This window comes from Candidatus Defluviilinea gracilis (genome assembly GCF_057138825.1).
The window spans coordinates 33094-57534 of record NZ_DBNHEF010000051.1 but is presented as its reverse complement, the minus strand read 5'-3'; the positions used below and the strand labels follow the sequence as shown (position 1 = coordinate 57534).

The 24441-nt window shown below is 54.0% G+C and carries 25 protein-coding genes; 17 read left to right on the top strand and 8 right to left on the bottom strand.

Annotated features, from left to right (window positions below):
* Positions 1-26 precede the first annotated feature (26 nt).
* A complete protein-coding gene (locus tag AC16KF_RS07615; protein WP_484036706.1) occupies positions 27-1730 on the top strand; it encodes a long-chain-fatty-acid--CoA ligase in 1704 nt (567 codons plus the stop codon).
* A 109-nt stretch (positions 1731-1839) separates the two neighbouring features.
* Here AC16KF_RS07615 and ftsH read toward each other — a convergent pair whose 3' ends face one another.
* Both ftsH and AC16KF_RS07605 read right to left on the bottom strand, forming a co-directional pair.
* Entirely contained in the window at positions 1840-3702 is a 1863-nt protein-coding gene (ftsH, locus tag AC16KF_RS07610; RefSeq protein ID WP_484036705.1) for an ATP-dependent zinc metalloprotease FtsH, read from the bottom strand.
* Between the two features lie 97 nt (positions 3703-3799).
* On the bottom strand, positions 3800-4561 hold the full coding sequence (locus AC16KF_RS07605; protein ID WP_484036704.1) for an exodeoxyribonuclease III: 762 nt from the start codon (positions 4559-4561) through the stop codon (positions 3800-3802).
* A gap of 39 nt (positions 4562-4600) precedes the next feature.
* Between AC16KF_RS07605 and AC16KF_RS07600 the strand changes: the two genes are divergently transcribed.
* The 16 genes from AC16KF_RS07600 (at position 4601) to AC16KF_RS07525 (ending at position 20675) form a co-directional block, all read left to right on the top strand.
* Positions 4601-4990: a response regulator transcription factor gene (locus tag AC16KF_RS07600; protein ID WP_484036703.1), complete on the top strand. Its 390-nt coding sequence runs from the start codon at positions 4601-4603 to the stop codon at positions 4988-4990.
* A 32-nt stretch (positions 4991-5022) separates the two neighbouring features.
* On the top strand, positions 5023-5397 hold the full coding sequence (locus AC16KF_RS07595; protein ID WP_484036702.1) for a DUF192 domain-containing protein: 375 nt from the start codon (positions 5023-5025) through the stop codon (positions 5395-5397).
* Positions 5390-6790, top strand: coding sequence for a LysM peptidoglycan-binding domain-containing M23 family metallopeptidase (locus tag AC16KF_RS07590; protein ID WP_484036701.1), 1401 nt, complete (start codon positions 5390-5392; stop codon positions 6788-6790). The genes AC16KF_RS07595 and AC16KF_RS07590 overlap by 8 nt, the downstream gene beginning before the upstream one ends.
* Before the next feature lie 64 nt (positions 6791-6854).
* Entirely contained in the window at positions 6855-7358 is a 504-nt protein-coding gene (locus AC16KF_RS07585; protein WP_484036700.1) for a cyclic nucleotide-binding domain-containing protein, read from the top strand.
* 245 nt (positions 7359-7603) lie between these two features.
* Positions 7604-8842: a branched-chain amino acid ABC transporter substrate-binding protein gene (locus tag AC16KF_RS07580; RefSeq protein WP_484036699.1), complete on the top strand. Its 1239-nt coding sequence runs from the start codon at positions 7604-7606 to the stop codon at positions 8840-8842.
* A 66-nt stretch (positions 8843-8908) separates the two neighbouring features.
* Entirely contained in the window at positions 8909-9238 is a 330-nt protein-coding gene (locus AC16KF_RS07575; protein WP_484036721.1) for an SUMF1/EgtB/PvdO family nonheme iron enzyme, read from the top strand.
* A 66-nt stretch (positions 9239-9304) separates the two neighbouring features.
* Positions 9305-10366, top strand: a complete 1062-nt coding sequence (locus AC16KF_RS07570; RefSeq protein WP_484036698.1) for a branched-chain amino acid ABC transporter permease — start codon at positions 9305-9307, stop codon at positions 10364-10366.
* 13 nt (positions 10367-10379) lie between these two features.
* On the top strand, positions 10380-12077 hold the full coding sequence (locus AC16KF_RS07565; RefSeq protein ID WP_484036697.1) for an ABC transporter permease subunit: 1698 nt from the start codon (positions 10380-10382) through the stop codon (positions 12075-12077).
* A gap of 14 nt (positions 12078-12091) precedes the next feature.
* Positions 12092-12877: an ABC transporter ATP-binding protein gene (locus AC16KF_RS07560; protein ID WP_484036696.1), complete on the top strand. Its 786-nt coding sequence runs from the start codon at positions 12092-12094 to the stop codon at positions 12875-12877.
* Between the two features lie 20 nt (positions 12878-12897).
* Positions 12898-13611 carry an ABC transporter ATP-binding protein gene (locus AC16KF_RS07555; RefSeq protein WP_484036695.1) on the top strand — a complete coding sequence of 238 codons (714 nt, stop codon included), beginning with the start codon at positions 12898-12900 and terminating at the stop codon, positions 13609-13611.
* Positions 13612-13706: 95 nt separating this feature from the next.
* On the top strand, positions 13707-14696 hold the full coding sequence (locus tag AC16KF_RS07550; protein ID WP_484036694.1) for an ornithine cyclodeaminase family protein: 990 nt from the start codon (positions 13707-13709) through the stop codon (positions 14694-14696).
* Between the two features lie 76 nt (positions 14697-14772).
* Entirely contained in the window at positions 14773-15948 is a 1176-nt protein-coding gene (locus tag AC16KF_RS07545) for a competence/damage-inducible protein A (RefSeq protein ID WP_484036693.1), read from the top strand.
* On the top strand, positions 15945-16907 hold the full coding sequence (locus AC16KF_RS07540; RefSeq protein ID WP_484036692.1) for a M14 family metallopeptidase: 963 nt from the start codon (positions 15945-15947) through the stop codon (positions 16905-16907). Before AC16KF_RS07545 ends, AC16KF_RS07540 begins: the two co-directional genes overlap by 4 nt.
* 245 nt (positions 16908-17152) lie before the next feature.
* A complete protein-coding gene (locus AC16KF_RS07535) occupies positions 17153-17383 on the top strand; it encodes a DUF2283 domain-containing protein (RefSeq protein WP_484036691.1) in 231 nt (76 codons plus the stop codon).
* A gap of 53 nt (positions 17384-17436) precedes the next feature.
* On the top strand, positions 17437-19416 hold the full coding sequence (locus tag AC16KF_RS07530) for an amidohydrolase family protein (RefSeq protein WP_484036690.1): 1980 nt from the start codon (positions 17437-17439) through the stop codon (positions 19414-19416).
* A 152-nt stretch (positions 19417-19568) separates the two neighbouring features.
* Complete coding sequence (locus AC16KF_RS07525) at positions 19569-20675, top strand: hypothetical protein (RefSeq protein ID WP_484036689.1); 1107 nt, start codon at positions 19569-19571, stop codon at positions 20673-20675.
* Positions 20676-20713: 38 nt separating this feature from the next.
* Here the strand turns inward: AC16KF_RS07525 and AC16KF_RS07520 are convergent, their stop codons facing one another.
* The 6 genes from AC16KF_RS07520 to AC16KF_RS07495 all read right to left on the bottom strand — a co-directional run bounded on the left by AC16KF_RS07520 (position 20714) and on the right by AC16KF_RS07495 (position 24418).
* Complete coding sequence (locus tag AC16KF_RS07520) at positions 20714-21046, bottom strand: type II toxin-antitoxin system RelE/ParE family toxin (protein WP_484036688.1); 333 nt, start codon at positions 21044-21046, stop codon at positions 20714-20716.
* Positions 21046-21288 carry a hypothetical protein gene (locus AC16KF_RS07515; RefSeq protein ID WP_484036687.1) on the bottom strand — a complete coding sequence of 81 codons (243 nt, stop codon included), beginning with the start codon at positions 21286-21288 and terminating at the stop codon, positions 21046-21048. The genes AC16KF_RS07520 and AC16KF_RS07515 overlap by 1 nt, the downstream gene beginning before the upstream one ends.
* Positions 21289-21404: 116 nt before the next feature.
* The gene (locus AC16KF_RS07510; protein WP_484036686.1) at positions 21405-22037 is read right to left on the bottom strand and encodes a hypothetical protein; all 633 of its coding nucleotides are present in this window, start codon (positions 22035-22037) and stop codon (positions 21405-21407) included.
* A 133-nt stretch (positions 22038-22170) separates the two neighbouring features.
* Positions 22171-22530: a hypothetical protein gene (locus AC16KF_RS07505; RefSeq protein WP_484036685.1), complete on the bottom strand. Its 360-nt coding sequence runs from the start codon at positions 22528-22530 to the stop codon at positions 22171-22173.
* Positions 22531-22616: 86 nt separating this feature from the next.
* Positions 22617-23414: an alpha/beta fold hydrolase gene (locus AC16KF_RS07500; protein ID WP_484036684.1), complete on the bottom strand. Its 798-nt coding sequence runs from the start codon at positions 23412-23414 to the stop codon at positions 22617-22619.
* 65 nt (positions 23415-23479) lie between these two features.
* Positions 23480-24418 carry a hypothetical protein gene (locus AC16KF_RS07495; RefSeq protein ID WP_484036683.1) on the bottom strand — a complete coding sequence of 313 codons (939 nt, stop codon included), beginning with the start codon at positions 24416-24418 and terminating at the stop codon, positions 23480-23482.
* Positions 24419-24441 lie beyond the last annotated feature (23 nt).

The following is a 24441-nucleotide window of genomic DNA, read 5'->3' as shown; positions in this document are numbered from 1 at the left end:
GTATCCCGCAGTAAAGGAGAGGCATCATGAACGATAAACCGTGGCTTGCTCATTACGACAAAGGGGTTCCGCATAACATTGATATTCCTCAAGCGCCGTTGTTCCATTTTTTGGATGAATCGGCGCGAAAATATCCGAACCGCGCCTGCACGATCTTTAAGGGCGCGGTTATTACTTATCAGGAGATGAACGAACTCTCCGACCGCATTGCCGCCGCGCTGGTGGATATGGGCGTGAAGAAAGGCGACCGCGTGGGCATCTTCATGCCGAACACGCCGCAATTTGTGATGGCGTATTACGGTATTCTCAAGGCGGGCGGCGTGGTGGTTGCCACGAACCCGTTGTATACGCCGCACGAGATCGAACATCAGGCAAACGACGCGGGCATCGAAGTGATGTTCGTGATGACGAATTTTTATAACACGATCAAAAAGGCTCAGCCCAACACGAAGATCAAAAAAGTGATCGTGACGAATCTAAAAGAGACTCTACCGCCTGTCTTGCGCCTGCTGTTCACGTTGTTGCGCGAAAAGAAAGGCGGATTCCATATTGACAAGAACCTGCCCGCAGGCGATGTGTGGATGCAAGACTTGCTCGCCAAATACAGTTCTGCGGCTCGCCCCAACGCGCAAGTTGGTCCCGACGATACGGCATTGTTCCAATATTCGGGCGGGACGACCGGCGTTTCCAAGGCTGCGGTGGCGTTGCATCGCAACATTGTCGCCAACACGTTGCAGATCGGTTCGTGGATGACCGGACTTGAGGCGGGGAAAGAGATCGTGTTGATGGGCATTCCGCTCTTCCATGTGTATGGCATGGTGGCGGGAATGAACTTCGCCATGTCTACCGGCGCGACGATGGTGATGGTCCCCAATCCGCGCGATCTCAAAGACGTGTTGGATAACATCCAAAAATTCAAGGCAACCATTTTCCCCGGCGTGCCGGCGTTATATAACGGCATCAACAATCACCCCGATGTGAAGGCTGGCAAATATGATCTTTCATCCATCAAGGCTTGCGTCTCGGGTTCTGCCGCGTTGTTACGCGAGACGAAAGACCAATTCGAAAAATTGACCGGCGGAAAAGTATTCGAAGGCTACGGACTCTCGGAAGCGCCGACTGCGTCGCATTGCAATCCCCTGCTCGGCGAAAACAAGACCGGCTCGATCGGGATGCCTTTGCCGAACATGGAATGCCGCGTGGTGAGCCTCGACGATGGCGAGACGGATCTTCCGCAGGGTGAGATTGGCGAACTACTCTTACATGGACCCCAGGTGATGAAGGGCTATCACAACATGCCCACCGAAACAGCCAACTCACTGCGCGCCGATAAGACCGGGAAAGTTTGGTTGTACACCGGCGATATCGTCCGCATGGATGAGGACGGCTATTTCTTCATCGTTGACCGCAAAAAGGAACTCATCAAGCCGGGCGGTTTCCAGGTGTGGCCCCGCGAGGTGGAGGAAGCCATCCAGTCGAATTCCAAAGTGCTGGAGGTTGGCGTGGCGGGCATCCCCGACCCGAACCGCGGCGAGACGGTCAAAGCGTGGGTGGTGCTCAAGCCCGGCGAAACGATGACCGAGGATGAACTCCGCGCGTTCTGCAAGCAAAGCCTCGCGCCGTATAAAGTGCCGACGCATGTTGAATTCCGAAGCGAGTTGCCCAAGACGACTGTTGGTAAAATCCTGCGGCGCGAGTTGGTGAGACAGCATAAAGAGGGTGGAAAGTAAGTAGACACACAGGCAAGTAAACACGCACACATGGGGAATCAAAAGAGTCTCGCCGATTGCGAGACTCTTTTTGTGTTTACGTGTCTACCTGTTTCCCTGTGTTCTTTACTTACGCGATCTGAGGCGTGCCGCTCTTCTTGGGGAACGGCGGCGGGAAGATCTTTTCGAACTCGTCGCGCGTGAGCGATTCTGCTTCGATCAGTTTTTGCGCAACCGCATCCAATTCCTTGCGGTATTTGGTGAGCAACTTCCTCGCGAGTTTATAGGATTCATCTACGATCTTGCGAACTTCTTGATCGATCTTTTCAGCGACAGCCTCCGAGTAATCGCGCTGTTCTGAAATTTCACGCCCGAGGAAGATCAGTTCCTCTTTTTGCCCGTATAAAATGGGACCCATTTCACTGCTCATGCCAAGCCGGGTGACCATCATGCGCGCCATGCGTGTGACTTGCTCGATATCGCCGGATGCGCCGGAGGTGATGTCGTCAAAGACAATCTCTTCCGCCACGCGCCCGCCCAAACCATACGCCAAATTGGCGAGAAGCTTCTTACGCGAGTGCAGAATACGATCTTCGTCCGGGCGGAACCATGTCACCCCGCCAGCCTGCCCGCGCCCGACGATGGTCACTTTTTGGACCGGGTCCGCTTCGGCGATGGCGTTGCCGACGACGGCGTGACCAGCCTCATGGTAGGCGATGATGCGTTTCTCTTCATCCGAGATCAAACGCGATTTGCGCTCGGGTCCCATCACGACGCGCTCGATCGCCTCTTCCAGTTCGGGTTGCCCGATGGATTTTTTGTTGCGGCGGGCGGCGAGAATGGCGCCTTCGTTGACGAGGTTTTCGATATCCGCGCCGACGAAGCCGGGCGTGCCCCGCGCGATTGATCCAAGATCAACATTCGGCTCCAGCGGCTTGCCTTTGACGTGAACCTTGAGGATCGCTTCGCGTCCCTTCATATCGGGACGGTCGAGCGTGACGCGGCGGTCGAAGCGACCGGGACGCAGAAGCGCCGGGTCGAGAATATCGGGACGGTTGGTCGCGGCGATGATGATGACGTTCGTGTCCGTGTCGAACCCGTCCATTTCGACGAGCATCTGGTTGAGGGTTTGTTCGCGCTCATCGTGCGAGCCGCCCAGCCCCGCCCCACGTTGACGACCGACGGCATCAATTTCGTCCACGAAGACGATGCAGGGTGAATGTCGCTTCGCCTGATCGAACAGATCGCGCACGCGGCTCGCGCCCACGCCAACGAACATTTCAACGAACTCGGAACCGGAGATCGAGAAGAACGGAACGCCCGCCTCACCAGACACTGCCTTCGCAAGCAACGTCTTGCCGGTTCCCGGAGGTCCAACGAGCAGGACGCCCTTCGGAATCCGCGCGCCTAACTGGATGAACTTCTGCGGTTCTTTCAGGAATTCGACCACTTCCGCCAGCTCTTGCTTGGATTCTTCCGCGCCAGCCACATCCTGAAATGTGACGGTGGGATGCTCGCCGCTAAACATGCGCGCGCGAGATTTGCCGAAAGACATGGCGGCATTGTTCGAGCCTTGCGCTTGACGGAAGATGAACCACAACACGCCAGCCATGAATACGACCGGCAAAATGTAGAGCGCGCCGCTCAACAGCCCCGCCCATTGAGATGGCGGCTTGACTTCGATCGTAACGTTGTTCGACGCAAGTTGTTCCTGCGATACCCCAAGGGCTAACAATTGGGTCACCAGGGGCGAATTAGATTCCTTGTAGGATTCAACCCCGTTTTCATCGCCGTTTCGGTAGATGACCCGCAAGCGGTCATCGGTGTCGATCACCACGCGGGAAATCTTTCCCGCTTTGATATCATCCGCCAGTTGGTTGATGGTAAGCGAGTTCTCAGACGGGGTCTCCCGCTGGATCATCATGAATACCATCGCCACCACGGCGGCAATTACGATAAACGTGACCACAAAAGATTGGCTTCTTTGATTCACTGTGCCTCCAAATAATACCGAGCGAGATTATACCAACGAGGGCAGACTGGGAACAGCCTCGCTGGAATCTTTATATGCAACTCTAATAATGTCCCGGTCAATCCAAAACCAGTTCGATCGGGCAATGGTCGGAGCCTGGAATCCCATCATGGACCACGGCATCTTTGACCCGAGAAATCAGGGATTGGGAAATGAGGAAATAATCGATTCGCCAGCCTACGCCGCGCTGGCGGGCATTGAGTATGTTCGTCCACCACGTGTATTGGATACGATCGGGGTATAGATGACGATATATATCGACAAATCCGTGGTCGAGGAATTTCTGTATCCATGCCCGCTCCTCTGGCAAGAAACCCGAGGTTTTCTGGTTCGATTTTGAGTTCTTCAAATCCAATGACGTGTGCGCCGTGTTGAAATCCCCGGTCAGAATCAACGACTCCCCTCTTTTGCGCAGGTGCGCGCACACTTTTAAAAGAGACGCGTAGAAATCCAGCTTGAAATCCACTCGCTCCCTACCCCGAGTCCCGCTTGGAGCGTAGAGATTCAAAAGTCGGAAACCAGGATGAAGGGTGGAAATGACCCGTCCTTCCACATCAAAGCGCCGCCAACCTATTCCCAATGTCGATTCGAGAGCGGGAGACTTCATCAAAGTAGCCACCCCGCTATAACCGGCCTTGTCCGCTGGGTTCCAAACCGCGTGGTAGCCGGAAAAATTTCGTTGCTCAGGCGTCAGTTGATCGGGCCGCGCCTTGATCTCTTGCAAACAGACCAGGTCGGGCTTTTGATTCCACACCCAATCCAACGCTCCTTTTCGAAGGGACGCCCGCAAACCATTGACATTCCATGAGAGTATCTTCATAACCTTTGCTTTATGGTAAACTCTTTGAGAGATTTGGCGATGAACACAAAAGCAAAATCAATACTGTGCATTGAAGATGAAGCTGAAATGATCGACTTGATGCGGCTGATCCTGGGCCGCAGGGGATATGATGTCAAAGGAGCGATCAGCGGCATGGAGGGATTGAAGATGATCCGCGAGCACGCTCCAGACCTGATCTTGCTCGATTTAATGATGCCCGAAATGGACGGCTGGGAAGTATATCAGCAAATCAAAGCGGACGAAAAAATGAAGGGGACGCCGGTCATCGTGGTCACGGCGAAAGCGCAAAGCATCGACCGCGTGCTGGGGCTTCACATCGCCAAAGTGGACGACTACATCGCCAAACCGTTCAGCCCCCAAGAATTACTCACCAGTGTGGAAAAAGTTCTCAACAAACCCAAAGAGTGAACCAGCGCGCCAGGACGATCTTTTCAATCTTCATGCCCCGCCAAATTTACGTTCTCAATAAAACCAAGCCAGCAGACTCTCCTCACCCGCGCGTCTCATACTGCGACACCTTCCTCACCCAACTACGCGGATTCACCTTCCGCGCGCGCCTCTCGCCCGACGTGGGGCTGATTCTCGTTGGCAACCGAAACTCCCGCCTCGATTCGTCCATCCACATGCTGTTCGTCGCTTTCGATTTGACCGTGGTCTGGATCGACTCGAACATGGAAGTTGTGGATAAAGTCCTTGCGCGCTCATGGCGTCCCGCCTATTTGTCCAAACGACCGGCACAGTATGTGCTTGAAATCCATCCGCAGCGGTACGACGAATTCGCTGTTGGAGATCTTGTGGAATTCAAAGATGCCTGAACGCCTGGCGCGAATTTTATTCGCCGCGCTTTTTATTTTTATCGCATCGGTTCGCCCTGTTTCTGCGCAAACCGAGGGACCTGTTTACATTGTGCAACCCGGCGATACGTTATTTGCCATTGCGGGCAGGTTTAACCTTTCAGTCAACGATCTCATTGAAGCAAACCCATCTGTTGACCCGGGCAGTCTCGCGGTCGGGCAGGAACTCGTCATTCCAGGGCTGGAGGGATTGACCGGCAGACTGGAAACCGAAGTGGTGACCTTCGGCGACTCGCTGCGGAGTCTCCTCCGCAGGACGCAAGTTTCGAGCGATCACCTGAGAAGGCTGAACCACCTCATCAGCCCAAGCGAACTCTATGTGGGGATCAATTTAATTCTTCCGGTTCAGGACGATCAAGCCTCCTTCTCCTCGAGGCTTTCACCGGCGCCCGCCGAGTCACTGTTTGAAATGGCAATCAAACAAGGGAGCGATTCATGGACTCTGTCATCCATCAATAAACTGGGTGGAACGTGGGCGGCTTTGCCCGGCGATGTTCTGTATTCGCCCACCGTCAGTGGACAGCCATCGTCCAACGCCAGCGAGCTCCCATCGGGCATTTTGAGCGCGAGCATTTCCCCTCTTCCCATTCAACAAGGATCAACCGAAGTCATCCGCGTGCGCACCGCGGGAGACACCCCCGTTTCGGCAATACTTGTGGATAAGCCTTTGCAATTTTTCAGCGAGGACGGGGATCAGGTGGCTCTACAAGGCATCCATGCCCTGTTGGAACCGGGTCTGTATCCCCTGAAAATTCAAACGATCCTGTCGGATGGCAGCGCGCAGTCCTTTGAGCAAATGGTGGTTGTAACCTCGGGAAATTATTTTGAAGAAGAACTTATTGTCGATCCCGCGACGATCGACCCGTTGGCGACAGAGCCGGAAAATAACACCATCCTTTCGGTGGTGGCTCCAACTACGCCTGTCAGATATTGGAGCGGGCAATTCACAGCGCCCGCCGTGTACCCGGACCAATTCACCTCTTATTTTGGCACTCGGCGTATCTATCACGGATCGGGAACGGATCAGACAATTCAGGGATTTCACAGCGGGCTTGATTTCTCCGGCGGCGAAGGACTCCAGATCTTCGCGCCGGCTCCGGGTCGCGTGGTATTTGCCGCGCCATTAACAGTGCGCGGCAACGCGACGATCATTGACCACGGCTGGGGGGTATACAGTGGCTTTTGGCATCAATCCGAAATCTTGGTAAGTGTGGGAGACTTCGTCGAACAGGGACAGGTAATCGGCTTGGTCGGCGGCACGGGCCGAGTCACGGGACCGCACCTGCATTGGGAGGTGTGGGTAAACGGCGCGCAGGTGAATCCGTTGGAATGGTTGAATCAGGCTTACCCGTAGAAGATGCGTTGCGCTCCCCTTCTGTTTATGCTACACTACCTCGCAGAGTATTTATGAGGCGCACATGTCGAACCCGACCATTGTCACGTTCTTGAAGCAAAGCGATATTTTTTTTCAACTCACGCCAACTCAATTGGAACTGGTGGCAAACCTTTGCCAGGAAGCCACCTTTCAAAAGAACGACCTGGTCTTCAAGGAAAATTCGACCAGCAAGGAATTATATGTGATCGCCCAGGGCGAGGTGGATATTTTCGTTGACCCGGCGTTAGTCTCTGCGGAAGATGAGAGCCGCGAAAACCAGGTGATCGCCACACTGCGACGCGGGCAATCGTTTGGCGAAGTGGCGTTGGTAGACGAGGGCTTGCGATCTGCCTCCGCGTGCGCCACGCAAAACGATACTCGACTCTTGATTATTCCCCGCGACAAACTCGTCATGTTGTGCGAAACCTATCCGCAACTTGGGTATCGCCTGATGTACAATCTGTCTGCGGACCTTGCCATGAAGATCCGTAACACCGACTTGCGAATCCGCGAACAGTTGCTGTATAAACCGCAAGACAAAAACTAAGCGCTGGCGCAACCCCGCACACTTGACCCGATTCCGTATTTGTTTTACCATTAGAATACAATTAAGAAGAATAGTGATTACAGCCGCGAGAAACCAATTCTCCGGCTTTATTCTAAACAGACGTTGAAGATCACTTGCGAGGAGGTGATGCCGACCCATCTTAAGAGAGCGTTGTCCGCCTGGTTGTCGTATCCGCCTGAGGATACAATCTTCAATACCTACAATTTTCGGAGGAGTAAGTAAAAATGAAACGCTTACATGTTTTGCTTTCGGTGTTGGTGCTCTCAAGCCTGGTGTTCGTGGCTTGCACGCCTAAAGCCCCCGCATTTGAATGTACCGATGCGATCGGGTGTGTCGATATCGCGCCCGGCGATCCCATTCACTTCGCTTATATTCAGTCTGTCTCTGGCGCGACCGCCTCGCTTGGTGTGACCAATATCAATGGCGCCCAGTTGGCGATCGATGACAAGGGAGGCCAATTGCTCGGCCACCCGATTCAGTTCGACGGTGAAGATTCCCTCTGCAGCGCAGAAGGTGGTCAAGCCGCGGGCACCAAGATCGCTTCCGACCCGACCGTGGTCGCCATCCTCGGAACGACCTGTTCGAGTGAAGCCCGCTCGGCGATGCCGCTCATTGCTGACGCCGGCATGGTGATGAGTTCCTCATCCAACACCAACCCCGATCTCACCAACCCCGAACATCCCGATCACCACGCTGGTTACTTCCGCACCGCTCACAACGATCTGTTCCAGGGTCGCATTGCGGCGGAATTTGCCTACAATGAACTCGGTCTCAAAAAGGCCGCTACCGTTCATGACGGTTCCCCTTACGCCGATGGTCTGCGCAAGGTATTCGAAACCGTATTCACTGAATTAGGCGGCACCATCACATCATCGGAAGCAGTGAACGTTGGCGATACCGATTTCAAACCCGTGTTGACAACAATCGCGGCTGGCGGCGCGGAGATCATCTACTTCCCGATCTTCGAACCCGAAGGCAATTTGCTCGCTTCGCAGAAGTGCGAAGTTTCGGGCCTCGAAAACACCGCTCTGATGGGCGCGGATGGTTTGTTTACCTCCGGCTTTGCCGGCACCGCCGGGTCGTGCTCGGTTGGCATGTATTTGTCGAGCCCGTACGTCGCCGGTGATTCTGGCGCCCAGTTCCTTTCCAAGTACCAGGCAAAATTCGGTGAAGATCCCGCTTCCGGCTTCGGTCCTCACTCCTACGACGCGATGAACATCTTCTTCGCCGCGATCGAAAAAGTGGCTGTTGTCGATGAAGACGGCACCGTTCACATTGGCCGCCAGGCTCTGCGTGACGCCGTCTATGCCACCAAGGCTTTCCCCGGTTTGACCGGCAACCTCAGCTGCGACCCCAACGGCGACTGCGCCACCGGTGAAGCGCTTGCTGTGTATCAAATCACGCAAGCCATGGTCGATGGATCTGAAAATCTCACCACTTCCGTACCGATCTGGCAACCGTAAGGATTTTCGGTAGTGTAGACTGTAAGAAGTAGTTTTGAGCCGGGCGCGTTTCGATGCGCCCGGCTCATTGTTTATCTGCTACCGGGCGAAGCTCGATCACAACATATCAGGGCTTACGCAGTTGGCGGGCAGTTGTACTGCCGCCGCCGCAGCGCAACTACGGCGCAACAGGTTCAACTGCGTAAGTCCTACATAAATGAACCTTTGCCCGTCGGATCGTTTTCACAAGGAGCCAACGATTACAGCGTTTTAGATTTGGCAGGCAATGTATGGGAATGGGCGGCGGAGATGGGGATAGCAATGCGGCGGGAATCCGTTCCACGAACCGGCGTTGGGCGTCCCCAGGCGGGAATGATACCGACGATTTTCGGCGCGCAAAACCCTATTAGATTTTGACAAATGCACTATAATTGCGCATCAATTAGCCAGAAGAGTAACCATCTTTTTTGAGGAGAAGAGCGTATGAGGCAGAGATTCTTAAACCGTATCAATTTTACGGATATTGCTCTCGGTATCATCGGTGCGGCGTTGGTCGGTTTGATCGTGATCGGTTCGTTCAAAACGCTGGCAGAAGGAAATTACACAACAAGACAATGGCTCGATTTTGTTGTGTTCGGCATCGCCCAGGGGAGCATCTACGCGCTCATCGCCCTGGGGTACACGCTGGTATACGGCATTCTGCGTATGATCAACTTTGCCCATAGCGAAGTGTTCATGGCTGGTTCGTTTACCGCATACTTCGCCGCCGCATCCATGGCAAAGTCGGGATTTCTAGAAACGAATACCTTCGTCGCTGTTTTAATCTTGTTTGCCATCGCGATGCTCACATCGACCGCTATCGGCGTGTTGGTGGAACGGATTGCCTATCGCCCTCTGCGCCGAGCGCCCCGTTTGGTTCCATTGATTACAGCCATTGGAGCGTCGTTCGTCTTGCAATATATGTTCAAAGGCTTATATGGCGACCAGTTCAAGGCATATCCCGAAATCGAAACCCTCAAGGGAAGTTTTACGTGGGGTGATATCAATATCACAAAAGTCCAGGTCGTCGTTATCCTGTCTGCCGCGTTCCTCATGTTATTGCTGTTCCTCTACGTTCAATACACAAAAACCGGCAAGGCAATGCGCGCCGTCGCTGAAGACAAGGATGTCGCCGCGCTGATGGGCATCGATGTGGATGCGATCATCGTCCGGACGTTCGCGCTGGGCGCGGCATTGGCGGGCGCCGCCGGCATCTTGTACGCCATCACATTCCGCCAGGTCAACTTTTTCATGGGCTTTATTCCCGGCATCAAGGCATTCACTGCCGCCGTGCTCGGCGGCATTGGCAATATCCCGGGCGCGATGCTTGGGGGAATATTCCTGGGCTTATTCGAATCGATTGGACCGATCCTTTTTCTGGATGGCTTGAATGTTCCCGCCCCATACCAGTTGAAAGACGTGATCGCCTTCTCGATGTTGGTGCTTGTGCTCCTCTTCCGCCCTAGCGGTATTTTGGGCGAACGACTTTCCCGAACCAAGGCGTAAAGGCAGGAATTTCATGGAACAAGAAAATAACACCGTATGGTGGCTGAAAGCCATACAATTGGGCTTGATCGGCGGCGTCGTTGCGATCCTCGCTTCGTTGATCGGAATGGTCGAATCGTTCCACGCGAGAGACATTATCGCCGGGCAAATGTCGATGGGCGAAACGCTTTTATTGCTCATCCTCATCGGTTTTGCCTATTCATCATCACGCGACGCACAGGCGCCATTCTCCACGCGGGTTACATCCGGCGTCATCACCGGCGTTGCGACCAGCCTCATGATCGTTCTCTTCGTAATGCTAGGCGCCGTCGTCAACTTGCGGTCGATCTTTGTAAATGCCAGCCCCGCGCTTTACAAAATTCTGACTCTCGATATTTCCAACCCCACTCTTGCATACATCGCCGTTATTGTCGTTGGAGCCGTCGTCAGCCTTGCCGCGTCGCTCGTTCATGGCGCCACGCCATTTTGGAAACGGATCATCGTTTCGGGACTTTCTGTCGTGCTTTTGCTAGCCCTCTTGCAAGACTTGGTCCGCATCACGCTGACGCCCTTCCCTTTCGTTACATCAGCATTAGGCTGGATGTTTGGCAGGCGCGGACAGGAAGGACTTTCCATCCTTGGCGCCATTGTAGTATTCCTCATTGTGGCAGGCGTAATCTATAACGACGCAAAAAACGGCGCGGCGCGGCGCGCAAAACGCGACGCGTTACCAGAGGCAACCAAAAGAACACAGCGTTGGGTGAGGTGGGGATTGCTTGGGCTGTTCCTGCTAATCTGGCCCCAGATTGCAGGTCCCGTACTCAGCGATGTGACCAACTCGGTTGGGCTGTACATCCTCATGGGGCTTGGCTTGAACATCGTCGTGGGCTACGCCGGCTTGCTCGACCTCGGCTATGTTGCTTTTTACGCGCTGGGCGCGTTTACCATGGGCGTGCTCACCACAACCGGTGGCGAAATCTTCTTCGATGTCCGCTGGACGTTTTGGGAAGCGCTCCCCTTTGCAGTTATCGTCGCAGTGCTTGCGGGCATCATGCTTGGTATCCCTGTGCTTAAAATCCGCGGAGATTACCTCGCCATCATCACCCTCGGCTTCGGCGAAATCATCCGCATCATGTTCCTGTCGGATTTCCTCAAACCCTATTTTGGCGGATCATTCGGCATTGTGTCGATCGCCTCGCCCACCATCGGCGGGATTGTTCTGGACTCGTCGCAAACGCTGTATTACGTTATTCTGGCGGCGTGTTTCGTCGCTTTGTTCGTAGCCTACCGCCTGCGCGACTCGCGTATTGGCCGCGCTTGGAAGGCGATCCGCGAGGATGAAGATGTGGCGCAAGCCATGGGCATCAACCTCACCGCCACAAAACTTCTCGCTTTTGCAACCGGCGCGGCGTTCGGCGGACTGAGCGGCGCGATCTTTGCCGCCAAACTTTCCACAGTGTACCCGCATAGTTTTACGCTCATCACCTCGATCAATGTGCTGGCGCTCATCATCGTCGGCGGGATGGGAAGCCTGCCCGGCGTGATCGTGGGCGGCTTGTTACTGGCGGGTCTGCCCGAGCTACTCCGCGAATTCTCGGAATACCGCCTCTTGATCTTCGGCATCCTGCTCATCGTCATGATGCTCAACAAGCCGGAAGGCTTTCTGCCGGAAGCAGTGCACAAGCGCGAGTTCCATGAAGATGAAAATCTCAGCCACGCCGCAGGCGGCTAGGCAGGTATATAAAAATGGCAAACATACTTACCGCAGAAACAGTGACAAAACGCTTTGGCGGTCTTACCGCAGTCAACACTCTTTCCATCGAGATCCCTGAAAAGTCCATCTACAGTGTGATCGGGCCGAACGGCGCCGGCAAGACAACTTTCTTCAACTGTATCACTGGCTTCTATAAGCCGGAAGAAGGCGATATCGTTTTCAACGGACGCTCGATCCTGGGTCTTTCCTCCGACCAGATCAACATTCGAGGGATTTCGCGCACCTATCAAAACATCCGTCTATTCTCAAACCTGACGGCGATCGAAAACCTGCTGGTGGGTCAACACCCATTAATGAAAGCGACTTTATTCGGTCCCATCTTCGGGACGGCGGCAACCAAACGCGAAGAGAAAGCCGCCCTCGAGGAATCGTTGCGGCTCTTGAACTTCATCGGGCTGGCAAAAAAAGGCGACCTACTGGCGCGCAACCTTCCCTACGGAGATCAGAGGCGGCTCGAGATCGGGCGCGCGCTTGCCAGCAAACCCAAAATGCTCCTGCTCGATGAACCCACCGCGGGCATGAATCCTAATGAAACCGAAGAGATGACGAAGTTCATCCGCCACCTGCGCGACGAATTGGGGATCACCATCCTGTTGATCGAACACGATATGCGCGTGGTCATGGGCATCTCTGAAAAGATCACCGTGCTCGACTATGGCGAAAAGATCGCCGAGGGCACGCCCAAAGACATTCAAGGCAACCAACGCGTGATCGAAGCCTATCTCGGTCGCGGCACAGCCGGGCAAGTAAACCACTAAGCCGCGAGGAGAATATCACCATGGCAATGCTTGAACTCGATAATATTCACACGTATTACGGTAACATCCACGCGCTCAAAGGCATCTCGATCACTGTCGACAAAGGCGAGATCGTCACGCTCATCGGCGCGAATGGGGCTGGAAAAACCACCATCCTGCGCACGATCACCGGCTTGCTCAAACCGCGCGCGGGAACGGTCAAACTCAACGGCGAAGATATTGCCAGGCACAAGGCGAACGATATCGTCTACAAAGGGATCGCGATGGTCCCCGAAGGACGCGGCATCTTTGCCCGCCTCACCGTCACCGAAAACCTCGACATGGGCGCGTACAGCCGCAACTCGAAAACGGAATACGATACCGACATTCAACGTATCTTCAGCTTATTCCCGCGCTTGAAAGAACGCCGCAACCAGATCGCCGGCACACTCTCGGGCGGCGAACAACAAATGCTCGCCACCGGGCGCGCGCTCATGGCTCACCCCACCCTCCTGCTCATGGACGAACCCTCGATGGGTCTCGCGCCGGTGCTGGTGGAGTTGATCTTTGAAACCATCCAACAGATCAACAAAGAAGGCGTGACCGTCTTACTCGTGGAGCAAAACGCCCTCATGGCGCTCTCCATCGCCAACCGTGGCTATGTATTGCAATCTGGCGTGATCGTGTTGCAAGACGCCGCCGAAGCCCTCAAAAAAGACCCCACCGTGCAAAAGGCATATCTGGGGATGGAGTAACCGTTCGCCTCAAAGACAAAGCGCAGAGGAGAATCCATCCCCTCTGCGCTTTTTGCTACCACCACGCAATGCCCTGTTATCATAGGAAATAACTCATGCTCATCCTCAATGCGACTGAAGTTCGACAAGCCCTGCCGATGAACACTGCCATAGCCGCCATGAAGGACGCCTACGCCTCTCTTTCCGACGGGACGGCTGTCGCGCCATTGCGGACTCGTCTCCCCATCCCCAGCCGCGACGCGGTCAGCCTGTTCATGCCCGCCTACATGAAAAAAGATTCCACCGAAGCGCTCGCAGTCAAAGTCGTGTCGTTGTATCCATCCAACCCCCCGCGCGGACTCGCCTACATTCAAGCCGCAGTGTTAGTCTTCGACGCGGAGACAGGTCGCGCGATTGCGTTGCTCGAAGGAAGTTCCCTCACCGCCATCCGCACTGGCGCAGGGAGCGGCGCGGCAATTGACCTGCTCGCGCGCAAAGACAGCAAGGTTGTCGCCATCTTCGGCGCGGGACCACAAGGGAAGACCCAGCTCGAAGCCGCGTGTTCCGCCCGCAACATCGAAACCGCGTTCATCTATAATCCAACCACATCAAAAGCAGAATCGTTCGTTGAAGAAATGGCTGGGCTTGGAAATATTCCCAAAGACATCCGCGTGGCAAAGACTCCCAAAGAAGCCATCGAAAACGCGGACATTATCTGCACAGCGACAGGCTCGAAGAAACCCATCTTCGATGATAAAGACGTAAACACAGGAACGCACATCTCCGCCATCGGCGCGTACACGCCCGAGATGCAGGAACTCCCCATCGAAACCGTCGCGCGCTCTCGCATCGTTGTCGATTCGCGCGCCACTGTCATGGACGAGGCTGGCGACATCGTCAAAGCCATGAAAGCGGGGTTGATCACCGAGGCGAGCATCCATGCCGAACTTGGCGAGATCGTTTTGGGAACACACTCAGGCAGGCAGGCGGACGACGAGATCACCTTCTTCAAATCCGTTGGCAACGCGGTTCAAGATGCCGTCGCCGCGCAAGTCGCGTTAAAAAATGCTCATGCCATGAAGCTTGGCGTTGAAGTAAAATTTTAGAAAATCAGCCACAGAGCGCACAGAGACCTTTGAGTTTTTCTTCAGAATCCCTACGCTCTCTGTGACAGAGAAAAAAATGCCCTCTGCAGAAATCATCACCATCGGAACGGAAATTCTCCTCGGCGAGATCGTAGACACGAACACGCGGTATATCGCGCGCGTCTTGCGCGGCATGGGCGTGAACTTGTTCCGCACCATCACCATCGGCGATAACGTCGAACGGATCGCGGAATCCATCCGCAACTCGATGCGCCGCGCGGAAATTGTCATCACCACGGGAGGCTTGGGTCCGACCATTGACGACCCCACCCGCGAAGCGGTGGCGCGCGCGGCAGGCGTGGAACTCGAATTCCGCGAAGATTTGTGGGAACAGGTCGTCGAAAACATTTCGCGCTACGGGCGCAAGCCCTCCGAGAATCAAAAAAAGCAAGCCTACGCCCCCAAAGGCGCGATTGGGATCAAAAACCCCGTCGGCACCGCGCCGTGTTTTATTGTGGAGACCCCCCTCCAACTCCCCCCATTTTCGGAGAACATGGGGGGAGAGAAAGAGGGGGGTGTTGTCATTTCCCTGCCCGGCGTCCCCAACGAAATGGAACACGTCCTGCACGAGTCGGTGATTCCATATTTACAACAACGGTTCAACCTCAACGAACTCATCAAAATCAAAATCTTGCATTGCGCGGGCTTGGGCGAAGGATTGATCGACGAGAAGATCGCCGATCTCGAAACGTTGAGTAACCCGACGGTCGGTCTCGCCGCGCACACCGGCGTTGTGGACATTCGCATCGCGGCAAAAGCAAAAGATGAAACGCAAGCGGATGAAATGATCGCGACGATCGAACAAGACGTGCGCGCGCGGCTCGGGGAGGTGGTCTTCGGGGCAGATGAAGACACACTGGAAGACTCCGCTCTCCAAGCCGTGGCAAGCCGGGGCTGGAGTCTGACCGGGTTGGAATCCAATTTGAACGGTTTGCTTGCGCGAAAGATCTCGCGCACCACAATAGTCTCCAATCTCCAGGTTCCCAATCTCATCGAAACCCTTCGCGCCGCGCGAAACGAATCCAAAGCCGATGTCGCGCTGGGGGTCATGATCAATATCGAAGACCGCTCAGCGGATATGGCGCTCATCACACCCGAAGGCGAAAAGACGCACCATGTCACCTATGGCGGACCTCCGCGCAGTCTGCCGATGTGGTCGGTGAATCTTGCGCTCGATTGGATGCGCCGCCGGGCAATGGAAAATGCTCGATGAAACGAGGCACATCGGCGCGCGTTTGGGTGTATTCAATCTGGATCGTGAATGGAGTGATATTGCTGTGCCTGCTCGCCGGGGCGGCATTCTATTTGACCGACCAGACGGTGGAAGCCGTGGCGCCCAGCCAGCCAACAAAGTTCGCCCCCGCCTCGGAAGCCGCGCCGACAACCTTCTTTTTACCGACGCTGACGGCATTCCCAAATTTCACGCCGTATGTGTTTGAAACGTCGACGCCGTTTGTGCTCAACAACGGACCTGCGCCGAACGTTATCGGTTATTCAGTTGCGGGCTATCCTCTCGAAGCGTACAAATTCGGAAACGGCGAACGCGAATATTTGATCGTGGCGGGCATCCACGGCGGCTACGAATGGAATACAATTGCGCTGGCAAACGAATTGATCGAACATCTTAGCAAAGACCCGGGCGCGATTCCATCGGATGCGACCCTGTACATTATCCGCAACATGAACCCCGATGGCGAAGCCCGCGCCCACGGCGTGGACGGGCGCGTCAACAATAACGGCGTGGATTTGAACCGCAACTTCCCCAGTGAAAATTGGTCCGCCGACTGGGACCGCGACGGCTGTTGGATCTATCGCCCCACCACAGGCGGCTTGTACGGCGGTTCGGAACCTGAAACGCGTTCCGTGATGAGTTTCATCGAGGGGCAAAACATCACCGCATTAATTAGTTATCACAGCGCCGCGCTGGGAGTCTTCCCCGGCGGCGTGCCATGGACTCAAGAATCAAAGCAACTTGCCAAAGCATTGGCAAAAGCGACGAATTATCCATACCCCCCGGTGGACACTGGGTGTGTGTACACAGGCACACTCGCCGATTGGGCGGTCGAGAACGGCGTCGGCGCGGCAGTGGACATGGAATTGCGCGACCACAAGAACACCGATTTCGCCGCAAACTTGAAGGCGTTGAAGGCATTTTTGAATTTTGTTCCGTAACCACATCCGCACGGAGCGGAGTGCCGAGTGCAAGTCGAAGTGGTGCGATTGGTAGTGAACCGTCCACGAATAAAGACCACGAATTTACGAATGTCGGCAAATCAATTCGTTTATTCGTGCGCATTCGTGGACGGTCACCGATCCGCCAAATGAATAATGTCAAACCAGAGGAAATTTTGCATAAGGTGAGTTGGAAACATCATTCAAATGCAGGAAGATGTATAATTAGCAAAAGTGATTAGGCAATGAAAATTACTTTCGACATGAATGTTGACGCCCTCTACCTTGAATTCCTGCACCTCGAAGCAGGGCAAGCGGAAACGCGCCAATTAACCGAAGAAATTCTCGCCGATTACGGTCCCGACGGTACACTAGCGGGCTTGGAAATTCTCGATGCCCATCGCGTGCTGTCACAGACCTCAGGTCGCGTGATCTTTGAGATCGAACCCGCGCTTGTCACAGCAAGCCCGCAATAGAAATACGATCGGGCGGCAGAGATGCCGCCTTTTGCTTACTTTCAGGAGAATTCATGCAAACCGTAGACACCCTCTTCCTCAACGCCCACGTCCTCACCATGGACGAAACAATGACCCAATACAACCGAGGCGCGGTCGCAGTGACAGGCGACAGCATCGTCGCGGTGGGACCCGAAGACGCGATCAAGAAAGAATATTCAGGCAAAGAAACGATTGACTGCAAAGGCAAGATCCTCATGCCGGGCTTGGTCAACGCGCACACGCATGTGCCGATGACCCTCCTGCGCGGCATCGCAGACGATCTGCGACTCGACGTGTGGTTGCAAGGCTACATGTGGCCCGTTGAACGGCAATTTGCCTCACCAGAATTTGTCCGCTTGGGAACATCCATCGCCTGCGCCGAACTCATCAAAAGCGGCGTGACCACCTTCAACGACATGTATTTCTACGAAGACGCTGTCGCCACCGCCACCGCAGACGCGGGGATGCGCGGCATCTGCGGGCAATCCATTCTCAAATTCCCAACGCCCGACGCGGCGTCGTATGAAGACGCGATGGAAAAAGCGCGCGATTACATCAAAAAGTGGAAGGGGCATCCGCTTATCGTTCCGTCCATTGCGCCGCATGCGCCCTACACAACCACAGAAAATATTTTGCGCGAAACCGCCGAACTCGCCAAAGAGTTCGATATTCCGCTTCACACGCATCTCGCCGAAACGTCCTTCGAAGTGGACAACATGCGCAAAGAACAAGGCATACCCGTCATTCCATACGTGAAGAAACAGGGACTACTCGAAGCCAAGGTCATCGCCGCGCATTGCGTGCATCTCGACATCGGCGAGATCCGCACCCTGCATCACGCGGGCGCGGGCGTTTCACATAACCCTTCGTCGAATCTCAAACTTGCATCGGGCTTCGCGCCTGTGGTGAAAATGCTCGACGCCGGTCTCAACGTCGGCATCGGCACAGACGGTCCCGCCTCGAACAACGATCTGGATATGTTCGAAGAAGTGCGCCTCGCCGCGTTCATCGCCAAAGCGGTGACCAACGATCCGACGTCGCTCCCCGCGCCGCAAGCCTTGCTCATGGCGACGCGCCTCGGCGCCCAAGCGCTTCATATCGGACATCTAACTGGTTCGCTCACCCCCAGCCGCCGCGCCGACCTCATCCTCGTTGACCTCAGCCCTGTCCACAACTCCCCCTCCTTCCGCCGCTCGGCAGACAACGCGTACGCGCAGATCGTCTACGCCAGCAAATCCACCGATGTGACCGACGTGATGATCAACGGCAAATGGATCATGCGCGATCGTCAATTGCTCACACTCAAAGAAGATGAACTGCTCGCCCAAGCCGCCGACCTCGCCAAGCAAATTGATTCGTTCCTCGTCGAACGCGAACAATCGGTGTTATCGAAACTCATCGCTCTCGGCGGCTCGATGGAAGAGGAATCGTTCGAGGTGCAGGTCAAGGTCAAAATCACGGACCCAGACCGCGTCGTCCGCGAATTGATGCGAGACGAGATAGACATTCTGTACGAACGTCACTATCGTCAACATGACGCGTACTTCTTCTTCGAGGATGAGTCGCAAGGACGTCTGCGCTTCCGCGAAGACGATTTCGTGGACGATGCCAAGAACACGGTCACGCAAACGCGCGCGCGACTCACGTTGCTGGGGCAAAAGCGCGAGGGACACTTTGAACACGAAGTGCTGTTATCGCGCAGTCGCTTCCTCGCGCCCGCCACAAACTCGCTTCGTTTCTATCGGGAGTATTTCAAACCGAAGACCGAAATTACGATCGAAAAAGACCGCCTACGCTGGTTCATCAAATACAAAGACACCGAGTTTTACATCAACCTCGATCACATGACCACGCCGCCGCTCGGGCACTTCCTTGAAGTCAAATCGCGCACGTGGAGCCGCAAAGACGCCGACAACAAAGCCGATCTCCTCAACGAACTACTCGAACTGCTCGGCGCGGCAGACGGCGAAACAGTGACCGAAGATTACATTGACATCGTAGCCAACAAATAGAATCGCGCAACTTTTTATCCCTGCCAACTGTATGAAATTGCGAGGGCGATGCTACTCGCCCAAATCAATCTCCTGTTTCCATGAGATTGATTCCCACCGACAGGCTCAATGCCAACGTCGTCCTTCGCAACGGCACGAATCAAGGTGATAAAATGCGCAGACTCCTCCTCTCCCTCTCCATCCTGCTCCTCGCCTCCCTCGCCTGCAACGGCGGAGGCGTCCCGCCGCCTCCCGAAGACTCCATCTTCGACTCAGGCAAAACCGCGTACGGATTCTTCCCCTCCCCGCCCGAAGCGACACTCGATAGCATCTTCCAACTTTACAAAGATATGGATCAACACGCCGATTTTGTTTTGATCCAGCAAAACACAGCGTGGGAAGATTTTGTGGGCGGAACAGAATCTGAATCGCAAACGAAAACCGACTTGATCAATCAAGTTAAACTTGCAAATCAAAATCATCTCGAATACATCTTCGTCATTGATGCCCTCAACGGTCTCAATCGCCGCGAGTTCATTGGCTTGCCTGCTGGCTGGGAGGCGAGTTTTGCAAATCCCGATGTTCGCTCCGCGTATCGCAATTACGCGCTGTGGGTCGCGCGCACATTTCATCCGCGCTATCTCGGTCTCGCCTCCGAGATCAACACCTACATGGACGCGCATCCCGACGACGCGGGCAACTTCATCAGCCTCTACAACGAAATGTACGCGCTGGTCAAAGCCGAAGCGCCAGACACGCAGATCTTCGTCACTTTTCAATGGGATGATCTCAACAACATGTTCCCCCAGCCCGAGGAGGGCAATCGTCAGCGACTCAGCCCGAATTGGGAACAGATCGAAGCGTTCGAACCGAATCTGGATTTATGGGTGATCTCGACCTATCCCTACTTTGTGTTTCCCTCCGCCTCAGATATTCCAGCAGACTATTACACCCCGCTTCTCCTGCGGACGGGGAAGCCTGTCGCCATTGCTGAAAGCGGATTCTCCTCCCGTCCCGTCGGCTTCGCGCAAGGTTCTCCCGAAGACCAGGTGATTTTCCTCAACGCAGTCCACGACCAACTCGGACCGCGCCTCGCGTTCTGGGTAAACACCATCCTCACCGACTTCAACATGGACTCGTACGCGGCAGAAATGGCAAAGCAGGGACGCGATCCCAAAGACACAGAAGGCTTATCCAATTTTGCGTTCATCGGCTTTTTGAATCCCGACCGATCACTTAAACCCGCAATGGAAGTGTGGGATGGGTTTAGGAATCCGTAAAAAAGTGACGGTCATCTTTGATGTGACCGTCACTTAACTCAGGGTGATTGTATTTTTTCGATCAACCCTTGAATGATTTTTTCTTCATCGGGTGAAAGGTTTTCTTTTTGAACTTTATCGTAGATCGTAAGAAGCCAGACGGTATCCTCAAGGACAAAATAATACACCACGCGATAGCCTCCCCGTTTGCCACGCCCTTTCGCAGACATCCTTGCCTTTCGTGCTCCACCTGTGCGCGGAATGATGGGATGAGCCTCGGCGTCAAACGCTTGCAGGAAAGATTCAAAATCGCTGCGTAAGCTGGGATTATGCTTGCGCAGCGATTTCAAATTTCGGTCGAACCAAGTTGTGAAAATGAAGCGATACTTCATCAAGCGTCTTCCAACACCGCATCGAGATGAGAAGCCAGCTCCTCGGGCGTGTCGGCGCGGGAAACTCTTCCCAGTAGAATGTCTTGCAATCCCGCCGCGAGATGTTCGCCGAGTGTCAGCGACTCAAGCGGCGTTTCATCCATGATGGTGACCAATATTTCCGCGTTTTCAGGCAATTGAACGTCGTCTAACAATTCGATCCTGCCATTGCGAACTGTGGCGCGCAAGGTTGGGTAAATCATTGCTCGAACTCCTTTTGTGCAACGACGATTATAACTTGTTTCAGGAATTCAAACTCCAACAAAAACTCCATGCGAGAAGTACGGAATGGGTTTAGGAGTCGTTGATTCGTATCTCATTAATCACAGTACAAAGTAACATCGAATTTGTTTTCAACACCCGATAATATTTTAAAATCTGACAGCACGGCGTAATAGCCCTTCGCCTTCAAGCCCGCGCTTTGTAAACCATCTACGAGAAACAACGCCTTCGAGAGATAAGCGTTTTCCATCGTCAAGCCTTGGCCGTCCTCAAAATTGACCCCGATCTTCCACGCCTCATCTTGCGGACGCACATCGTTACACCCCGACAGCATGGCGGATTTAGCGGTGATCAACACCCACAATTCGTATTTTCCAGGTTGAATGTCTTCAATCTTGTATTCCCCTTTCGAGTTCGTCTTTTCGCCAGCGACCAAATCGAACGATTCGGCCATCCGCAGTTCGACTGTGCTGGAAAATGGCTTAACACTGCCATTCGAGATAGATATCGTTCCAATAAGCGATGCAGGCAGAGGGATCGGGGTATCGGAGGGGATTGGAGTGAGAGTCGAAGTTGGGCTTGGAGGCGCTGTCAGCGTGAATGTTATTGTCGCTGTAGGCAAGGGAGTGGATGTAGGCGCATCTGTCGGTACGGCTGTTGCCTGAACGCCGCAAGCGGTCAACAAAAGAACTAAGGTCAATGTCACAAACTGGAATTTGACGCGAGTCATATTTGCCTCCTAACGATTTGGATGTTTGTTTAACGGATCGGAAAATGGATTTGTTCCAACATCAAATACATTGCCCGCCTCATCGCCGCGCCCAATCCCGTCGAAACAAAGGATCGGGCAACACGCAAACGAATTACTCCGCCCGAAACTGCGCCAACGCTGTATCCACCTTATTTTGATCCACCCAGCCATCCGTCAAAAACGAATCGAACAACCCAAAATCCCCCTTGAGAATGCACAGCGCATACGCTCGCGACTCTACCGTTGGAGAATCGAGCGCATCGAGCATAATTTTCCGCACCGTCGCGCCAGATTGATCCATCAACAAAGTAATGTAAGCATCCTTCGTCTTCCACGGCATGGATTTATTCCACGTTGCCGCAAGCCGCGAAACATACTCGGGCTTGATCTCGTCGCGTAAACCTTCTAATTCCTCATAGTCTGCTCTTTGAACTGCGGCAAGCGCTTTAGCCAAAAATATATCTTCAGACATTTTTCTCCTCATTGTTATTTTTGCGCGATTATATCTTGTTTCAGGAACGCAGATCGCTCCCGCCCCCGTTGTAATTGAGGAAGTGATTAGCGAACAGAAAACTCTTGCTTGGATAAAAACCCCAACACAATGCGATTAAACTCATCGGGCTTTTCAACAGGCACGGCGTGGCGGGAATCTTCAATGACGACCAATTCTGCATTCCCCAACTTGGGAATATACGCTTCTTTGGCTGATACGGGTGTGTAATCATTATCAGCCGCCACCACCAAAACGGGAAATTTGATATTTTGAATTTTATCCACCACGCTCCAGCCGACGATAGCGCGCATCGTATCCAAATAGGCACGGATATCATTTTCCGCCCAACGCGGGACAAATATCTCGCGCAATTTCTCTTGTCCATCTTTGGGGAACAACCGCTTACTCAACACCTCGCCCATTTTACGCATCCCCATCAATCTGACAATTGCAAACCGCATAAACACCTGCCAGCGTTCTTTGAGCGTGCGAACCACGAGTTCGGGACCAGAATTAACGATCACCATGCTCTTGACCAATTCTGGATGATCCACAGCCAGTTGAAATGCGATCATCCCTCCCAGTGAAATCCCCACCACATGGACAGAGCCGACTCCCAGTGACCGAATCAATTCAGCAGTATCCTTCGCAAACAGCGACATGCTGTACGGTCCCTTCGGCTTCTGCGATTGTCCATGTCCGCGCAGGTCGAAGGCTGTCGTTTTGAATTGTTTGGTAAAAGCGGGGATTTGCATTTCCCAGTCGCGGGCGCTGGAGCCGAGTCCGTGAATGAATAAAACAGATTCTCCGCTTCCAGCAGTTTCGTAATACAACTCGATGTTGTTGACCGTTGCTTTTGACATATCGACATCCTCTTCAACTGGAGAGTTGCGTCAACAAAAAACGCATTGGATGTCAATTATATTCATCAATTTGAAACAAGGGCGGATTTTCTCTTCCGCAATTTATACAGACTCATGCCAAACAAAATAAATCCAAGCGGGGTTGTGATGAGATACAAGACCCAATTCGTTTGCCACTGCAATTGCAGGGACGCCGCAAGCGCATAAAAAGAAACGCCCGCCGCGGGGATGCCCAACAACGAGAGATATTTCCACACTGGCGCAGGGACGCTGAAATCGGTCAGTATCGAGCCGTCATCTTCACTCAATCGATTCCAGCGCAAGCCGAGATATGCCAGCCCCAACAAGGTCGGCAGGATAATGATCGTCAGCGGATTGCTCGGCACAACCACGAAGAGGAACATCAAAGCGAATAAACCCACAATGGCGATGCTCGCCCAACGATTCGGGCGGAAGGATTCGGAGGAACTCCAGTCTGCTAGCCAGTAAGCGGGGATGGCAAGGATCCCTGCGCTGAAAGAAAATGTCGCAAATTCAGCGACGGAGGAAACTCCTCCATCGGGTTCGAGCCACCACATGATCGCCCACAAGCCGTAACAAAGCCCGATGGCTAGAGACAGTTTCAACGTCGAGAAAGGATTCGAGGCACGCAGGGATTTTCGAATCGCATACCATCCAATCCAGACCGTAATCAGCGCGTGCCACGCAAGCGTGGTAAAGGAGATCGAGAGCGGCAGGGACTCGTACGTCGTCTGCACCACGATGCCTTCGCCAAACCAGCCGAACACCGCGCCCGCGAGAAATAACGCCCAGATGTTTTTGACTCTGAAGCGCGAAACGATCAGGAGGAACACGAACCCCATCAACGAATACGCCAGCCAGGTCATCGCCCATTCGCCGAGCGAATCCTCGGGACGTTTGCGCGCCCAAAATAAAAGTTCGGAGAAGAGAAAGAAAATGTAACCCGTAGACAGCGTCAACACGAATTTTTTGAATGTTCTCATAGCACATATACAGGTTGGGATTC

Excerpts from the sequence above, each read along its gene's own strand:
- AC16KF_RS07555 (WP_484036695.1), top strand. The coding sequence starts at position 12,898 with ATGGCAATGCTTGAACTCGATAATATTCACACGTATTACGGTAACATC.
- AC16KF_RS07530 (WP_484036690.1), top strand. The coding sequence starts at position 17,437 with ATGCAAACCGTAGACACCCTCTTCCTCAACGCCCACGTCCTCACCATG.
- AC16KF_RS07580 (WP_484036699.1), top strand. The coding sequence starts at position 7,604 with ATGAAACGCTTACATGTTTTGCTTTCGGTGTTGGTGCTCTCAAGCCTG.
- AC16KF_RS07615 (WP_484036706.1), top strand. The coding sequence starts at position 27 with ATGAACGATAAACCGTGGCTTGCTCATTACGACAAAGGGGTTCCGCAT.
- AC16KF_RS07595 (WP_484036702.1), top strand. The coding sequence starts at position 5,023 with ATGCCCCGCCAAATTTACGTTCTCAATAAAACCAAGCCAGCAGACTCT.
- AC16KF_RS07605 (WP_484036704.1), bottom strand. The coding sequence starts at position 4,561 with ATGAAGATACTCTCATGGAATGTCAATGGTTTGCGGGCGTCCCTTCGA.
- AC16KF_RS07510 (WP_484036686.1), bottom strand. The coding sequence starts at position 22,037 with ATGACTCGCGTCAAATTCCAGTTTGTGACATTGACCTTAGTTCTTTTG.
- AC16KF_RS07505 (WP_484036685.1), bottom strand. The coding sequence starts at position 22,530 with ATGTCTGAAGATATATTTTTGGCTAAAGCGCTTGCCGCAGTTCAAAGA.
- AC16KF_RS07535 (WP_484036691.1), top strand. The coding sequence starts at position 17,153 with ATGAAAATTACTTTCGACATGAATGTTGACGCCCTCTACCTTGAATTC.
- AC16KF_RS07520 (WP_484036688.1), bottom strand. The coding sequence starts at position 21,046 with ATGAAGTATCGCTTCATTTTCACAACTTGGTTCGACCGAAATTTGAAA.
- AC16KF_RS07600 (WP_484036703.1), top strand. The coding sequence starts at position 4,601 with ATGAACACAAAAGCAAAATCAATACTGTGCATTGAAGATGAAGCTGAA.
- AC16KF_RS07590 (WP_484036701.1), top strand. The coding sequence starts at position 5,390 with ATGCCTGAACGCCTGGCGCGAATTTTATTCGCCGCGCTTTTTATTTTT.
- AC16KF_RS07495 (WP_484036683.1), bottom strand. The coding sequence starts at position 24,418 with ATGAGAACATTCAAAAAATTCGTGTTGACGCTGTCTACGGGTTACATT.
- AC16KF_RS07560 (WP_484036696.1), top strand. The coding sequence starts at position 12,092 with ATGGCAAACATACTTACCGCAGAAACAGTGACAAAACGCTTTGGCGGT.
- AC16KF_RS07570 (WP_484036698.1), top strand. The coding sequence starts at position 9,305 with ATGAGGCAGAGATTCTTAAACCGTATCAATTTTACGGATATTGCTCTC.
- AC16KF_RS07550 (WP_484036694.1), top strand. The coding sequence starts at position 13,707 with ATGCTCATCCTCAATGCGACTGAAGTTCGACAAGCCCTGCCGATGAAC.
- AC16KF_RS07525 (WP_484036689.1), top strand. The coding sequence starts at position 19,569 with ATGCGCAGACTCCTCCTCTCCCTCTCCATCCTGCTCCTCGCCTCCCTC.
- AC16KF_RS07515 (WP_484036687.1), bottom strand. The coding sequence starts at position 21,288 with ATGATTTACCCAACCTTGCGCGCCACAGTTCGCAATGGCAGGATCGAA.
- AC16KF_RS07585 (WP_484036700.1), top strand. The coding sequence starts at position 6,855 with ATGTCGAACCCGACCATTGTCACGTTCTTGAAGCAAAGCGATATTTTT.
- AC16KF_RS07545 (WP_484036693.1), top strand. The coding sequence starts at position 14,773 with ATGCCCTCTGCAGAAATCATCACCATCGGAACGGAAATTCTCCTCGGC.
- AC16KF_RS07540 (WP_484036692.1), top strand. The coding sequence starts at position 15,945 with ATGAAACGAGGCACATCGGCGCGCGTTTGGGTGTATTCAATCTGGATC.
- AC16KF_RS07565 (WP_484036697.1), top strand. The coding sequence starts at position 10,380 with ATGGAACAAGAAAATAACACCGTATGGTGGCTGAAAGCCATACAATTG.
- AC16KF_RS07500 (WP_484036684.1), bottom strand. The coding sequence starts at position 23,414 with ATGTCAAAAGCAACGGTCAACAACATCGAGTTGTATTACGAAACTGCT.